The sequence below is a fragment of the Corynebacterium pyruviciproducens ATCC BAA-1742 genome (genome assembly GCF_000411375.1).
GTDB classification, from domain to species: Bacteria; Actinomycetota; Actinomycetes; order Mycobacteriales; family Mycobacteriaceae; genus Corynebacterium; species Corynebacterium pyruviciproducens.
Window position 1 is genome coordinate 476,170 of sequence record NZ_KE150447.1, and the last position, 15,274, is coordinate 491,443.

At 63.9% G+C, this 15,274-nt stretch carries 14 protein-coding genes; 10 read left to right on the top strand and 4 right to left on the bottom strand.

Annotation, left to right across the window (positions count from 1 at the left end):
- Positions 1-112: 112 nt before the first annotated feature.
- From HMPREF1219_RS08570 to HMPREF1219_RS08580, 3 genes are all read left to right on the top strand, one after another.
- Positions 113-493, top strand: a complete 381-nt coding sequence (locus HMPREF1219_RS08570; protein WP_040427652.1) for a Rieske (2Fe-2S) protein — start codon at positions 113-115, stop codon at positions 491-493.
- Positions 494-609: 116 nt separating this feature from the next.
- Entirely contained in the window at positions 610-1,563 is a 954-nt protein-coding gene (locus HMPREF1219_RS08575) for a bile acid:sodium symporter family protein (RefSeq protein ID WP_040427654.1), read from the top strand.
- Positions 1,556-1,855, top strand: coding sequence for a hypothetical protein (locus HMPREF1219_RS08580; RefSeq protein WP_156823278.1), 300 nt, complete (start codon positions 1,556-1,558; stop codon positions 1,853-1,855). The genes HMPREF1219_RS08575 and HMPREF1219_RS08580 overlap by 8 nt, the downstream gene beginning before the upstream one ends.
- A gap of 42 nt (positions 1,856-1,897) precedes the next feature.
- Here HMPREF1219_RS08580 and HMPREF1219_RS08585 read toward each other — a convergent pair whose 3' ends face one another.
- From HMPREF1219_RS08585 to HMPREF1219_RS08600, 4 genes are all read right to left on the bottom strand, one after another.
- Complete coding sequence (locus tag HMPREF1219_RS08585) at positions 1,898-2,245, bottom strand: branched-chain amino acid transporter permease (protein WP_016458518.1); 348 nt, start codon at positions 2,243-2,245, stop codon at positions 1,898-1,900.
- Positions 2,235-2,867, bottom strand: a complete 633-nt coding sequence (locus HMPREF1219_RS08590; RefSeq protein ID WP_051120559.1) for an AzlC family ABC transporter permease — start codon at positions 2,865-2,867, stop codon at positions 2,235-2,237. Before HMPREF1219_RS08590 ends, HMPREF1219_RS08585 begins: the two co-directional genes overlap by 11 nt.
- 144 nt (positions 2,868-3,011) lie before the next feature.
- The gene (locus tag HMPREF1219_RS08595) at positions 3,012-3,587 is read right to left on the bottom strand and encodes a YqgE/AlgH family protein (protein ID WP_016458520.1); all 576 of its coding nucleotides are present in this window, start codon (positions 3,585-3,587) and stop codon (positions 3,012-3,014) included.
- Between the two features lie 84 nt (positions 3,588-3,671).
- Positions 3,672-5,093, bottom strand: coding sequence for a CCA tRNA nucleotidyltransferase (locus HMPREF1219_RS08600; RefSeq protein ID WP_016458521.1), 1,422 nt, complete (start codon positions 5,091-5,093; stop codon positions 3,672-3,674).
- 7 nt (positions 5,094-5,100) lie between these two features.
- On the opposite strand from HMPREF1219_RS08600, the gene HMPREF1219_RS08605 reads away from it, so the two are divergent.
- The 7 genes from HMPREF1219_RS08605 to HMPREF1219_RS08635 all read left to right on the top strand — a co-directional run bounded on the left by HMPREF1219_RS08605 (position 5,101) and on the right by HMPREF1219_RS08635 (position 15,274).
- On the top strand, positions 5,101-5,868 hold the full coding sequence (locus tag HMPREF1219_RS08605) for an NUDIX hydrolase (RefSeq protein WP_016458522.1): 768 nt from the start codon (positions 5,101-5,103) through the stop codon (positions 5,866-5,868).
- Positions 5,865-7,913, top strand: a complete 2,049-nt coding sequence (locus HMPREF1219_RS08610) for a hypothetical protein (RefSeq protein WP_016458523.1) — start codon at positions 5,865-5,867, stop codon at positions 7,911-7,913. The genes HMPREF1219_RS08605 and HMPREF1219_RS08610 overlap by 4 nt, the downstream gene beginning before the upstream one ends.
- A gap of 24 nt (positions 7,914-7,937) precedes the next feature.
- Complete coding sequence (locus HMPREF1219_RS08615) at positions 7,938-10,394, top strand: murein biosynthesis integral membrane protein MurJ (protein WP_016458524.1); 2,457 nt, start codon at positions 7,938-7,940, stop codon at positions 10,392-10,394.
- 101 nt (positions 10,395-10,495) lie between these two features.
- The gene (locus HMPREF1219_RS08620; RefSeq protein ID WP_016458525.1) at positions 10,496-11,032 is read left to right on the top strand and encodes an RNA polymerase sigma factor; all 537 of its coding nucleotides are present in this window, start codon (positions 10,496-10,498) and stop codon (positions 11,030-11,032) included.
- Positions 11,033-12,761: 1,729 nt separating this feature from the next.
- Positions 12,762-13,715 carry a thioredoxin-disulfide reductase gene (gene trxB, locus HMPREF1219_RS08625; RefSeq protein ID WP_051120560.1) on the top strand — a complete coding sequence of 318 codons (954 nt, stop codon included), beginning with the start codon at positions 12,762-12,764 and terminating at the stop codon, positions 13,713-13,715.
- Between the two features lie 10 nt (positions 13,716-13,725).
- Positions 13,726-14,043, top strand: a complete 318-nt coding sequence (gene trxA / locus HMPREF1219_RS08630) for a thioredoxin (RefSeq protein WP_016458527.1) — start codon at positions 13,726-13,728, stop codon at positions 14,041-14,043.
- A 58-nt stretch (positions 14,044-14,101) separates the two neighbouring features.
- A complete protein-coding gene (locus HMPREF1219_RS08635; protein ID WP_016458528.1) occupies positions 14,102-15,274 on the top strand; it encodes an N-acetylmuramoyl-L-alanine amidase in 1,173 nt (390 codons plus the stop codon).

Here is a 15,274-nt window from a genome sequence, read left to right on the forward strand (position 1 = left end):
GGAGCGCACGGTACATCACTAAGACTTCCGCGAAAACCTCGTCGCCGCGCGGAAAATGGCCTCCACCAGGAGATACAACATGGAGCAACGTGGTCTGGCCTATACTAAGTGCATGAGCGAAAATACTTCTCCCAAATGTTCTCGCCGAATGTTCATGCTCGGCACAGCCACCACCTTTGCTGGCGCTCTCCTCGTCGCTTGTGGAAGCAAGTCCGCCAACGTGTCAGTTGATGACGTTCCGGTCGGCTCGGCTGTGATCGTCGATGGCTTCATCATTGCGCAGCCCACTGCTGGAAATTACGTTGCCTACTCGCAGACCTGTCCCCACCAGGGCACGCCCATTACGAAGGTGGAGGGGGACCGCGTGAAGTGCACAAAGCACGGGTCGGAATTCTCCATCGTCGATGGCTCGGTTCTCAATAGTCCCGCGACTAAACCGCTGACGCAGGCGCAGGTTTCGCAGGACGGCAATTCTCTTTCCGTAACTAGTTAAAGGGATTTCCTTACCCCGCCACCGATAGGCTACAAAAGCTACAAAGCCACGCCAAGCCCTAAACTACCGAGCAACAGATATGCGACCGCGACCGCCCCGCAAGTAACATGTACACCATGTTCAAGCGCCTGAAAGTCGATGTACTGATCGTCCTCATCCTCGCTGCGGTGGTGTTGGCGATATTCTTCCCAGCACGTGGCGGGGTCGCCGATGCCTTTAAACTTGCATCATCCTTGGGCATCGCACTCCTCTTCTACCTCTACGGCGCGCGCCTATCCACTTCGGAAGCGCTGGCGGGTTTGAAGCATTGGCGCTTGCACCTCCTCATCCTTTCATTTACGTTTGTGGTTTTCCCGATTATCGGCATGTCGTTGAAGCCGCTGGAGCTCTTCATTCCTCACGGGATTTATATGGGAATCCTTTACCTCACTCTTGTGCCGTCGACGGTGCAGTCGAGCGTGGCGTTTACGTCGGTCGCTAAGGGCAACGTGGCGGGCGCGATTGTGTCGGCTTCCGCGTCGAACTTGGTGGGCGTTTTCGCCACTCCGATTCTGGTCATGCTGCTCATGGGCCAGTCGGGGGAGTTCCACATTGATGCGTCCGTGTTCACAGATATCGCGATCCAGCTGCTGCTGCCGTTTGTATTGGGGCAGCTCACGCACCGTTGGGTGCATACGATTGCGGAGCGTGGTGCCACGAAGGTGGTGGACCGCGGCTCGATCGCGTTGGTGGTGTACGTGGCGTTTTCGGAGGGTATGGTCGAGGGGATTTGGTCCTCGGTTGCCGTTGGCCACATCGTGTTTCTCGTCGTGCTTTCGATAGTCCTCGTCGCGTTTATGTTGTGGCTGACGCGGTTTGTCGCCCTTAAGCTGGGCTTTAACGAGGCGGATACGATCGCGATTGAGTTCTGTGGCACGAAGAAGTCGCTCGCCACCGGCCTTCCCATGGCGGCGGTTATCTTCGCTGGTCAGCCGACTGTGTTGTTGATTTTGCCGTTGATGATCTTCCACCAGGTGCAGCTCATGATGTGTTCGTGGTTGGCATCCAAGTATGCTCGGAGTCGTGGCTAAGCATTTTATCAAGATTGAGTTGAAGGATCCGGACGTTATCGCCCCGGTTAGCATCGCTGAGCTGGAGGAACTCGATTCCCAGAGTTGTCGCGTGCTGCGCCTCATCGAGCAGCAGGGCGACGATTTCCCCGGTTTCATCGATCATGGGGAGGTCCACGGCGACCCGGCGTTGCCCCTGGATACGGTCCCGCACCCGGATTCGTATGATGATTTCCCGGACGTGACGGCGACCCGCCTGTCGGAGGAGGAGTTCGAGGTCCTGTGGTTGCGCGCCACTGGTCGCTCCCTGTAGTCGGTTTTTTCGGCTTGTCGACGATATTTCCCCGCCGAGCCGTCACCATACGATGTTGACGAGCAGCATGTAGAACAGAGTTCCTCCGAGGATCGAGAGCCCGGGGGAGCGCCGCCACCAGTGGATGGCGATGGTGACTACGAGAGCGAGCCCTGCCGCCACGAGCCCGCCCTGCGCCGAGCGTTGGCCGAAGTACGTGTAGACCACGAGGATGACCATGACGCCGATGGGCATGGATGCGCCGAGGTAGTCGATGATCCGCGAGTTGCGGAGCCGCTTGGTGGCGGCAAACGGCACCCACCGCAGGAAGACGGTGATGATGCAGATGGGGATGAGGACGGCCCACACGTCGGCGGGGGTCACACCGTCGGGCAAGGAGTTACTCAGCATTGCAGAGCCTCCAGCGTCCAAGCAGGAACACAAAGTATGCCGAGAGGGCGAAGACCAGCAGGTTGGAGGGGAACAGCAGGTAGCTTGCCAGCCCCAAGAATACCGCCACACCGACTAACTCCCACAACCTCGTGGCGTTGAAGGACTCGAAGGCGAGCACGACGAAGAGGGCGACGAGTGCGAACTCCATGCCCTGGAGGCCGTCGGGAAGCGCCTGCCCGAAGAGTGCCCCACAGATCCCGGGGAGCACCCACATGGTTTGGCACAGTGCGGTGATGAGCACGATGGAGGTGCCGTTGCGGATCCGTTTGGCGGAGACGATGGCGTACACCTCGTCGGTGAGCGCGTAGGTGATGTAGGCGCGTGCCAGACAGGAGCGGACGCGGTGGCGGGGGAACGTGATGCCGTAGAAGATGTGGCGGAAGTTGATCATGCCGCCGGTGAATGCTGCGGTTAGCGGCCCCATGCCGGAGGTGACCATGGAGATGGCGAGGTATTCCACGCTGCCGGCGTAGATCACGAGGGAGAAGATGGGCGTCCACCACCAGGCGAACCCTGTTTGGACCATGAGCACGCCGAAGGCGAGGCCGAGGGGGATGAGGCCGAGGCCGACGGGCCACATGGTGCGGAGGCTTTCGGCAAACACCTTGCCAAAGGAATCGGACGAGCCCGGCGGGCCGGGAGCAGTAGGGGGATTTCCCATGGTGACTGCATTTCTAGTGGCTGCCCACCCGAAGGATCGGGAGCCAAAGAGGAAGAGGAGAAACTAATTTTCGTCGTATGGCGTGAAGGTGGACCACAGCGGCGCGGCCCCGGGAAGCATGCGCATGCATTCCCGCCAAATATCCACGGCTCGTGGCGCGAAAACCAGGTCCGACGTGCCGTCGAGGAGCCTGAATTGGCCGGCATCGATGCCGGCGCGCAGATCGTCCAACCCCATGGCGTTGCAGCCGAGGTAGAAGCGTGCCTGCCCGATGGTGTCAATGTACCTGGCGGGGTCGCCCTCCACGCGGATGATGCCCACCCCGGGGCAGCGCGTAAATTCCAGGTCGACGCCGTGTCCGGTGGCAATGCCGATGACGCTGCGGCGGTTTGCCATGCCGCCAGCGAAGAAGGCGTGCGGTTTCCCGGACAGTGGCACCCAGGGATCGATCATGCCTGCTAGCGGCACGTCTGTCATCCGGCTGAGCGTGACCGTGATCGCCGCTGACTCTTCCACGAGCACGATGAGCTGCACGGATCGTTGGAGGAAGCCGTAGGCGTTGCCCGGCGCGGCGACGATGAGCCTGCCGGTGTCGATCTCCGTCGACGGGGACGGGTCTATAAATCGTCCATCATTCATTTGTTCCTCCTATCCAAAGACACTATCCAAAAACACAACCACCCAAAGAGCCCACAACCAGCCCACAACCAGCCCCAAAGAGACCTACTGCCCGGCCCACCATTCCTTCAAAGCGGCGACGGCCTCGTCGTGGTCTAGCGGCCCGCGGTCGAGCCGCAGGTTCTTCATGTAGCTCCACGCCTTTCCAACCGAGGGCCCGGGCGCGATGCCCAAGATGGCCATGATCTCGTTGCCGTCGAGGTCGGGCCGGATTTTGGCGAGGTCTTCCTCGGCTGCCAGTTCTTCAATTCGTTGTTCCAGCCTATCGTAGGCGCCGGAAATCCACCGGGCTTTCTTCTTATTTCTCGTGGTGGTGTCGGCGCGGACGAGTTTGTGCAGCCGTGGCAGGAGAGGGCCGGCGTCGGACACGTAGCGGCGGACGGCGGAGTCGGTCCAGTCGCCGTCGGGGAATCCGTAGAACCGCATGTGCAGGTAGATTAGCTGGGAAATGTCGCGAATTTCCTGCTTGGGGTATTTGAGGGCCCGCAGCCGTTTGCGCGCGAGTTTGGCGCCCACCACGTCGTGTTGGTGGAAGGTGACCTGCCCGTCGGGCAGGATTTTCTTGGTGGCGGGTTTGCCGATGTCGTGGGTGAGCGCGGCCCACCGAAGCACCAGATCGGGCCCGTCTTCTTCCTGGTCGATGGCCTGCCGCAGGACGGTGAGCGAGTGTTGGTAGATGTCTTTGTGCTGGTGGTGCTCGTCGCCCTCGGCCTTGAGCGCGGAAATTTCGGGGTAGATGTGCTCCATGAGCCCGGTCTCCACGAGCAGGTCGATCCCGCGCTCGGGGGCGGCACCGCACAGTAGTTTGTTGAGCTCTGCTTGGATACGTTCGCGGGTGATTCGGTTGATCTCCCCGCTCATCGTCGCCATCGCTTCCTGTACCCGCTTTTCGACGTTAAATTCCAGTTGGGAGGCGAATCGTGCCGCGCGGAGCATCCGCAGGGGGTCGTCGTTAAAGGAGATGGACGGCGCGTCGGGCGTGTCGATGACCCGGTTTTGCAGGGCGGTGAGCCCGTTCAGCGGGTCGCGGAACACGTGGTTGCCGTCGGGGTGCAGCTCGATGGCCATGGCGTTGATGGTGAAGTCGCGGCGGATGAGGTCGCCTTCCAGCGTGTCGCCGAATGTCACCACGGGGTTGCGGGAGTCGCCGTCGTAGGTGTCGGCGCGGAAGGTGGTGATTTCCACCTGTTGGCCGTCTTTAGCTGCGGAGATGGTGCCGTACTCGATGCCGGTGTCCCACACGGCATCGCCCCATTCCTCGAGGATGGCGTGGGTGACGTCGGGCCGGGCGGAGGTGGTGAAGTCGAGGTCGCCCGCGAGCCTGCCCAGGAAGCTGTCCCTCACGGAGCCGCCGACGAGGTAGAGTTCTTCGCCGCGGCGGCTAAACTCGCCTGCGAGCGAGGTGAGAATTTCTTTGTACGGTTCCAGCTCAATCACTTCGCTAATGTTACCGGAGGTGGGTAACATCAAGTCCATGACCGAGAACGAACCCGCACGGAGGCGTCGTCGTCGGCGTCCTCGGCGTGGCCGTTCGGGCGCGGCGGCCAATAACCACGGCTCCGGATCCTCCCGGAGCACCAGATCCTCCCGGAGCTCCCAGAAATCCAACGGTTCCGGCAAGAACCACAGCTCCGGGACCTCCCACAACAACCGGAGCTCTCGCACCAAGCGAAAGCGCACCTCAGCCGCCGCCCGCAAGCGTTCCACGCAGCGCCGCCATTCCCGTCCGGCGCCGCGCGGGCCGGTGTCGGTGGAGACCTCGGCGGGCGGCCTTGTCATCTCGGGCCTGCCGGAGGCCGTCAACGATCGTGGCGAGGTGGATCTGTCGGCGGTATACGTGGCGCTCATCGGCCGCCTCGATCGCCGCGGCCGCCTGTTGTGGTCGATGCCAAAGGGCCACGTCGAGCCTGGTGAGGACCACCGCCACACCGCCGAGCGCGAGGTGTGGGAGGAGACCGGCATCGTCGGTGAGGTCTTCGCCGACCTCGGGACCATTGATTATTGGTTCGTGTCGGAGGGCAAGAGGGTCCACAAGACGGTCCATCATCATCTCCTCCGGTACGTCGATGGGGAGCTTAACGACGAAGATCCGGAGGTCACCGAAGTTGCCTGGGTTCCGGCTGCTCATCTAGTGGAGCGCCTTGCTTACTCCGACGAGCGCAAGCTGGCCCGCATCGCCCACGACACGTTGCCGGAGCTTGCGCGCCAGGAGAAGAAGCAGGGGAGGAGCACTCCCCGGTGAGGCAGTGGTGTGTCAAGCTGGCAGCCGCGGCGACGGCGGCGTCATTCCTCGTCTCTGGAGCGCTCGCTCCGGTGGGCGGCTTTGAACCGGTCACAGCCGGCGCCCTGCCCGCCCCTGCGTCTCCCACGTCGGAGGCGGTCGCCGAGCAGTGGGTGAACCCCATGCTCAGGGTGGGGGATACCGGCGCGGTCAAGCTCACGGAGCTCACGATCACCGATAACGATGTCACGGGCACGGTGGAGGCCCCGGAGTCCCTCGGCACGCAGGCGCAGATTTTCCTGGCGCCCCCGGTCGGCGATCTCCCCAGCGCGTTTAACCTGCTGGGCCTCAACCCGGAGGCCTATCCCATCCCGGGCCCCACGTTCCCGGTGGGCCAGTTCCACTTCACCTTTGCCGAGCTGGGCATCACCGAGCCGGGCATCCACGCAGTTCTTCTGCGGGTGGGGGAGGAGACCACCCATTTCCTTATAACGGTTTCGCCCAGCGAAACCGATTCGCCGAGCGAAACCATTTCGACGGTCACAGCGGGAGCTGTGGCTCTTCTGTGGCCCCTGGCGGCGGACATTCCGCTGGTCCCGGGCGAGACGGGGACCGCGCCGGAGCGCCCGCCGCTCCTCCTGCGCGACGAGAGCCTCATGGCGGAGCTGCGCCCGGGCGGTCGTCTGGCGCGCCTGTTGGACCTGTACCCGGGCGGTCACGCGTGTCTCGCCATCGACCCCCAGCTTGTCGACGTCCTCTCCCGCATGTCCGACGGCTACCAGGTCGCGTCCACCCGCCCCTCCCCAGTAGAGCCGACGGTGCGGCTGCGTGAACGCTGGACCGCCAAGAAGGACACCTCGTCCACCCCCGGCCAGGGTGCGGCACTGGCGGGCGAGTTCCTGGCCCGGTTGCGTGAGGTGGCGAAGAACCGCTGCGTCGTCGCCCTGCCGTGGGGCGGCGCGGATCTCACGGCGGCGACCCGCGCCGGCGTGCTCGGCGAGGCGCTCGATGCATCGGTGCTCGAGGAGGAGCTGGAGACACCGGTGGCGAAGAACCTCGTCGTGCCGTCGTCGGGCTACATCACCCCGGAGACGGCGGCGGCGCTGCCGCAGGGCACGGGCGCCATCACCGGCGACGGACTCACGGCGCAGCTCGCCACCCTCGGCGAGCACCCGGAGACGGTGGGCTACACGGATCCGCTGACGCGGTTTAGGTACGCGGTGGATTCGCCGGCGGCGCGTCGCCAGTCGGCGGCGGCGGCGATCCAGTTCGCCCGGCAGACCGCTGATCCCACAACCACGCCTCCGCCGGTGATCGTGCCCCCGCGCCTGGTGGAGGCCGCCGACGCGGCGATGCTCGCCCAGGAGGTGCCGGACCCCGCGCAGCTCACGGTGCCGCCGTACGAGCCCGCCACGCCGCAGGTAGATCCCACGGGGCTGACCGACGTCGAGATCACCACCGCGGCCCAGCAGCTGCGCTACGCGGCGGATCTTAAAAACCTCATGGTGAAGGACCCGAACATCGCGGTCACCCCGGAGGGGTTCACCGCCCCGCTGCGGCGCTCCATCGTGGAGTCGCTGAGTCTCTATCGGCGGCGCTCCATCGACCTGCATGAGCAGGCGACGTCCGCCACCCGGGTGAAGCTCGACGCAGGCCGGGACGTGCTGCAACAACTGCGCAGGTCGGTGACGTTGCTGCCACCCGGAAACGTGTACACCCGAACGTCGAATAGCTCACCGGTGGTCATCGTGGCGCAAAACGGCCTGCCGCTACCGGTGGAAGCGACCATCCACGCGGAGTCGGAGGATGCGACGGTGGCGCTGCCGGGGACGCTGTGGATTCCCGCGCAGGGGTCGATCACCACGCAGCTGACGGCGGATGTGCCGAAGCAGAAAGAGCAGGCGAGCATTAAGTTGTGGCTGGCCAACGACGCGGGCGCGGCGATCAGCGAGCCGGTGACCATCACTGTGCAGACGAAGGGTTCTAACTGGTGGGTGTGGCTCGTGGCGATCGTCACGGCGTTGTTCTTCGTCGTTCGCCTGGCGCTGCGGCGGAGGCGCCACTAGGACTTTTAAGTCCCACCTTTTAGAATGGGCACCGTGTCTGATACCCAAGGAGCAAGAAGACGGATCGTCGAGCCGGCACCCCCGGCCCCGGTTCCGAGCGCGGCTACCACCCCCGCGGCCGCCCAGGCGACTACCGCGGACGCGGGCCAGCAGGCCTCCGACGCGGACGTGGTGCGCTCCACGGGGTCGATGGCGATTGCCACGCTCGTCAGCCGCATCACGGGGTTCCTGCGCAACCTCGCCATCTCGGCCACGCTGGGCGCGGCGATCGCGTCCACGTTCAACGCGGCCAACGTGCTGCCCAACCTCATCACGGAGATCGTCCTCGGCGCGGTGCTCACGGCGCTGGTCGTGCCGGTGCTCGTGCGCGCGCAGCAGGAGGACGAGGATCACGGCGCGGCGTTCATCCGGCGCCTGGCCACCTTGACGTTTACGCTGCTCGGCGTGGTGACGGTGATCGCGGTGGCGGGCGCCCCCGTGCTCACGTACCTCTTGCTTGGCGACGGCGAGGTGAACACCGGCCAGGCCACATCGTTTGCCTACCTGCTCCTCCCGCAGATCTTCTTCTACGGCGTGTTCGCCCTGTTCATGGCCATTTGTAACACGCGGGGCGTGTTCAAACCGGGGGCGTGGGCGCCGGTCATCAACAACGTCGTGTGCCTTGCCACGTTTGCGCTGTACTGGATTATCCCCGGCCACCTCGCCCCGGAGGAGGTGGGGATCTTCAACCCGCGGATTGCCCTTTTGGGCCTTGGCACCACCCTCGGTGTCGTCGTGCAAACGGTGGTCATGCTGCCAGCCCTAAAAAAGTTGGGCGTGGATCTGCGCCCCCTGTGGGGGATCGACGATCGCCTCAAGCAGTTCGGCGGCATGGCCATGGCGATCATCGTCTACGTGGCCATTTCCCAAGCCGGCTACTTCGTCACTATTAATATTGCGGCCTCGGCCGATGCGGCGGCACCGAACATTTATATGCAGGCGTGGCTCCTCCTCCAAATGCCCTACGGCATCATCGGCGTGACGCTCCTCACTGCCATCATGCCGCGCCTGTCGCGCAACGCGGCCGACGGCGACGACGAGGCCGTCGTCAGCGATCTGACGCTGGCGATGCGGCTCACGTTCATGGCGCTCATCCCGGTCGTCGTGTTCATGACGTGCTTCGGCCCGCACATGGGCCGCGGCCTGTTCGGCTACCTCAATATGGATCCCGGCACGGCGAACCTCATCGGCGTGACGCTGGCGGCATCGGCGTTTACCCTGTTGCCGTACGCGGCGGTCCTCCTTCACCTGCGTGTTTTCTACGCCCGCGAGGAGGCGTGGACGCCCACGTGGATCATCGCGGGCATCACGCTGACTAAGGTCCTGCTGTCGATGCTGGCGCCGCTGGTGGCCACCTCCACCCGCAACGTCGTGGTCCTCCTGGGCGCGGCCAACGGCTTCGGATTCGTGGCCGGCGCGGTGATCGGCACGGTGCTTCTGCGCCGCAAGCTCGGCCACCTGGGCAACAAGAAGATCATCAAGGCGTCGGTCATCGCCCTCCTCGCCTCCCTCGTCGGCGTCGCGGTGGCCCTGGCGCTCGATTTCGGCCTGGCGCACACGATCGCCACCCGCGCGTCGCTGTGGTACCTCGTCCGCACGGGCATCGGCGGCGTCGTCTTTCTCGCGGTCACGGGCGTAATCATGTACAGGGCGGATCCGTCGTTCATCAAGCGCCTCGTGCGCCGTGGCTCGAACGAGGATATCGTCTCCACCTTGGCCACGCTGCCGCCGATGAGCGCGGGCGAGGTGCGCCGTCCACGCCTCGTTCCCGGCGCCCCGATCCTCTCCGGCCGCTTCCGCCTGCTGCGCTCGCACGGCGGCTGGCCTGGTGTGACGCTGTGGATGGCGATGGATACGGAGCACAACGCGCCCGTCGCCCTCACCTTCACGGATCGTCCGACATCGGCCCCGGGCAAGGTGGTCGACTACCGCTCGGGCTCGCTCGTCATCAACAATTGGGTGGAGGGCAAGTCCCTCGATGCGGTCTCCTTCGACCCAGCTCAGGCGGCCCGCGCGGCTGCCGAGGTCGCCACGCTCACGGGTGTCCACTCCCCGGATCAGCTCCGCATCGGCACGGACGGCGCGGTCCACAACGCCTTCCCGGTCGCCGGTTTTTCCTCCGACCCCCGTCGCCTCGTCGCCGCCACCCTCGACAGGCTTATCGACGTCCATTCGCCCTCGGTTCCCTCCTGGCTTACGGCTCTGCGCGCGGAGTTGGACGCCCCCGACGGGCGACCACTCGAAGAGATCGCCGCGGACCTCGCCGCCGCCAGCGAGAACTACGACGTCACCGACGAGTTCATCCCGCACCCCACCCCGCACACCGGCTTTGGTGCCCGCGATTACACCACCACCGGCAAGGTCGTCATGGTGGCGGCCATCATCGGCATCCTCGTGCTCATCGCCACGCTGACGATGTTCCTGGTCTCCGTCATGACTTAAGCGCACAACGCGTTGTGCACGGGGGCGCTGCGCGTCCGCTCACCCGCTGCCATAATGAGGGGCACGGGGGAGACGCCCCCGTGTATTCAAGGGGGATCATTATGGGGGATGACGAGCTCATTCGTCTGTACTTGGCCGGCGATTCGCGGGCCTTCACGCACCTGGCGCAGCGCCACTTGCCGCGGCTTCTCACCATTGCGCGCAGCCGCGCCCGCAACGTCGCGGACGCGTGGGATATCGCCCAGGACGCGCTCCTGCGCGCCAGCCAGCGCCTGCACGCCTTCCGTTTCGAGTGCTCCTTTGGCACCTGGCTGTTCCGCCTCGTCGTCAACGCCAGCTACGATTACTACCGCCCCAAGGTCAACGCCGAGCTCCCGCTTGTCGACGCCGACCTCGGCATCGCCGACACCCTTTCCTATTTCCACGTCGACCGCTTCGAGGGCATCCTGTGGATTGCCGACGCCCTCTCCCAGCTCCCTCCCGAGCAGCGCGACGCCGTCCTCCTCACCGACGTCATGGGCTTCTCAGTTGCCGAGGCCGCCTCCCAGCTCCACTGCGCCCCCGGCACCATCAAATCCCGCCGCGCCCGCGCCCGCGACCAGCTCAAAGGCCTCCTCTCAGTCGACGCCGCCGCATAGCCACCACCCACCGCACACTACTTTCCACCACCAAACTAGTGCGCGGCCGCGCACTCACGGTGCCCGAGTGCTTCTGTTTTTGCGCAACGGCACACTCCATCAAGCCCGTGACCTGCGTGCGCGGAATCATCCGACAAAGCGTTCCGTGCCCGATCCCACTGCTACGCCCGATTGCGCTTCAAAGTGCGCCACCGCGCACTAGTTTCCACCCCAAACCGAAAAAAGCGACACCAAGATTTTTTAGCACACTTGCCCATCAGGGAAAACGCCGAAGCGCCCCAAACTTGGTGCCGAAATTTTCGGCACCTAAATCCCCACGCTCCGAAAGCACACCCTTTTGCACTACTAACTAGTGCGCGGCTGCGCACCCAGAGGTGCCCGAAAGTTTCCGCTTTTGCGCAACGGCACACTCCAGAAAGGCTGTGACCTGCGTGCGCGGGAATTCCGGACGTAGCGTTCCGTGCCCGAATCCACACCCGTGCCCGGACGTGTCCGAACAGGCGCAGCGGGAGAGCAGTGCGCCGCCGCGCACTCCTTTTGCCCACCGAACTAGTGCGCGGCCGCGCAGTCATCGTGTCCGACTGTGATCGTTTTTGCGCAACGGCACACCACGCACATCTTGTGACCTGAGCGCGCGGAATCATCCGACAAAGCGTTCCGTGCCCGATCCCACTGCTACGCCCGATTGCGCTTGAAAGTGCGCCACCGCGCACTAGTTTGCACCCCAAACCGAAAAAAGCGACACCAAGATTTTTTAGCACACTTGCCCATCAGGGAAAACGCCGAAGCGCCCCAAACTTGGTGCCGAAATTTTCGGCACCTAAATCCCCACGCTCCGAAAGCACACCCTTTTGCACTACTAACTAGTGCGCGGCTGCGCACCCAGAGGTGCCCGAAAGTTTCCGCTTTTGCGCAACGGCACACTCCAGAAAGGCTGTGACCTGCGTGCGCGGGAATTCCGGACGTAGCGTTCCGTGCCCGAATCCACACCCGTGCCCGGACGTGTCCGAACAGGCGCAGCGGGAGAGCAGTGCGCCGCCGCGCACTCCTTTTGCCCACCGAACTAGTGCGCGGCCGCGCAGTCATCGTGTCCGACTGTGATCGTTTTTGCGCAACGGCACACCACGCACATCTTGTGACCTGAGCGCGCGGAATCATCCGACAAAGCGTTCCGTGCCCGATCCCACTGCTACGCCCGATTGCGCTTGAAAGTGCGCCACCGCGCACTAGTTTGCACCCCAAACCGAAAAAAGCGACACCAAGATTTTTTAGCACACTTGCCCATCAGGGAAAACGCCGAAGCGCCCCAAACTTCGTGCCGACATTTTCGGCACCTAAATCCCCACGCTCCGAAAGCACACCCTTTTGCACTACTAACTAGTGCGCGGCCGCGCACCGCGTAAATCCCGTGACCAACACGCAGCCGAAATTCCGACGGACCACTTGGTACCCGATCCCACAACCAGCCCCAGCCACAGCGGCGGGGGACACGGGAGCAAAACGCGGGATGGACGGCGTCGACAAGCCAAAACCCGAGCCAGGACCGAATGCCCTGGTCTACGCGGTGGCATAAATGGACAGGTTAGACTGTTGGAAGTTAGGAATAGGACTGAACCGATCGCTAAAGGAGCACACAGCCACCGTGGCCGAGAAAGAAAACACCCAGAACTCCACCGCAGCCCCCGATTTCGGCCTCACCGTCTCGGGCCTCGGCGGAAATGTCAACCTCGTGCAACCGCAGGAGCCACAGGAGGAAACCGTGCACGAAGAGATCCATGATGTGATCATTATCGGCTCGGGCCCGGCGGGGTACACGGCGGCGCTGTATACCGCGAGGGCGGAGCTGAAGCCGCTGGTGTTTGAGGGTATCGATGCCGGCGGCCTTTTGACAACCACCACAGAGGTGGAGAATTTCCCGGGGTTCCCCGAGGGCGTGGATGGCCCGGATCTCATGGATAAGATGCGGGATCAGGCGGAGAAGTTTGGCGCGGATCTCAGGATGGAGTATGTGGACAGCGTGGAGCTTAACCATAAGATTAAGCGCGTCCATGTGGGTAACGATGTGTACCAGGCCAAGGCGATCATTCTCGCAACGGGTGCCGCCCCGCGTTACCTGGGAGTTCCCGGCGAGGAGCGCCTCAAGGGCCATGGCGTGTCGGCGTGTGCCACCTGCGATGGCTTCTTCTTTAAGGACAAGAAGATTGCCGTGGTCGGCGGCGGTGATTCGGCGATGGAGGAGGCGACGTTCCTCACGCGGTTTGGGCGCGAGGTGACGATTATTCACCGGCGCGATGAGTTTAGGGCGTCGGCGATTATGTTGGAGCGCGCGAAGAGCAACGAGAAGATCACGTTCATCACTAATGCCCAGGTGACGGAGGTCAAGGGCGAGGAGAAGGTGGAAAGCCTCGTGCTCAACGTCAACGGGGAAACCAGGGAAATCCCGATGGACGCCATGTTCCTCGCCATCGGCCACCAGCCCAATTCCGGCTTCTTGGATGGCCAGGTGGAGCTCAACGCCAAGGGCTACGTCCAGGTCGCCCACCCCTCCACCAAGACCAACGTCGAGGGCGTGTTTGCCGCCGGTGACCTGGTGGATGACCATTACCAGCAGGCCGTGACGGCGGCGGGGTCGGGTTGCCGCGCGGCGCTTGATGCTGAGCACTACCTGCAGGCCCTCCAGTAGGATTGTGGCTATGAAGGAACTGACGGAAGCCACTTTTGATGAGGTGACCCTCACCTCCGACGTGCCGGTGTTGGTGGATTTTTGGGCGAGCTGGTGTGGCCCGTGCAAGAAGTTGACCCCCATCCTCGAGGACATCGCGGAGGAGCTCGGCGATTCCGCGATTGTCGCGTCGGTGAACGTGGACGAGGAGCGCGGGCTTGCGATGCAGCACCAGATCATGGCTGTTCCCACGGTCATGTTGTTCGCGGGCGGCCGCAAGGTGGAGGAGTTTTCGGGCGTGCGCCCGGCGCCGCAGATTTTGGCGTTGGTGGAAAATTACGCCAACTAGGCGCGCGCCGGCCGGCCCACTACAATGGTGCGGGTACTGAGAAAGAAGGGACGTGTAGGTGCTTAAGAAGCTCTCGGTCGGGGACCGCAGTCCTCGGGTGGCTGAGGTTCGCGCGACTCTCGCTCGCCTCGGGCGTAACGACGCCTTTGAGGCACCGTTGGGCGACAACTTCCGCGTCGAGGAGACGCTTTTCGACGATCAGTTGTCGGACCTGCTGCGTGCATTCCAGCAGTCGCGAGGGATCCTTGCCACCGGCATGATCGACGAGCCCACCCTGCGTGCGCTGCGGGAGGCGTCGTACACGCTCGGCACCCGCGTGCTCAATTTCATCCCCGGTCGCGAGATGGTCGGCGATGACGTGGTCCAGCTCCAGACGCAGCTGCAGGAGCTCGGTTTTTACGCCGACAAGGTCGATGGCCACTACGACGATCTCACCTACGAGGCCGTGAAGAGCTACCAGCTCAACTCGGGCATCACCGAGGATGGCATCTGCGGCCCGGAGACGGTCCGCGCCTTGAGTCTCCTCGGCCGCCACATCACCGGCGGCAACCCGCTGGCGATCCGCGAGCGCGAGGTGGTGCGCAACGCCGGCCCGCTGCTGTCCGGCAAGCGCGTCGTCATCGATCCGGGCCTTGGCGGCGAGAACAAGGGCCTATCCACGGAGGGCAAGTTCGGCCGCATCACGGAGGAGGAGATCCTGTGGGATCTCGCCACCCGCATCGAGGGCCGGATGATTTCCGCCGGCATGGAGACGATCCTGTCCCGCCCGCGTGTCGATGACCCCACGGAGTCCGGCCGCGCCGACGTGGCCAACGCCTTCAACGCGGACGTCATGATCAGCCTGCGGCTCGACCGGTACCACAACGACAAGGCGCACGGCTGCGCCACGTTCTACTTCGGTTCCCCCCACGGCGCGAGCTCGCTGACGGGCGAGATGTTGTCGGGCTACATTCAGCGCGAGATCGTGGCCCGCACGGACCTCGGCAATTGCCGCAACCATGCCCGCACGTGGGAGCTCCTGCGCCTGACTAAGATGCCCACCGTCCAGGTCATGGCGGGGTATGTCACCAACTCCACGGACATGCAGATCCTCACGGATCCGGTGCAGCGCAACAAGATCGCTGAGGCCGTCGTCGTCGCCGTCAAGCGCCTGTACCTTCTCGATAACGACGATCAGCCGACGGGCACGTTCACTTTCTCCAAGCTCCTGGAGCAGGAGGGTATTCGCTAG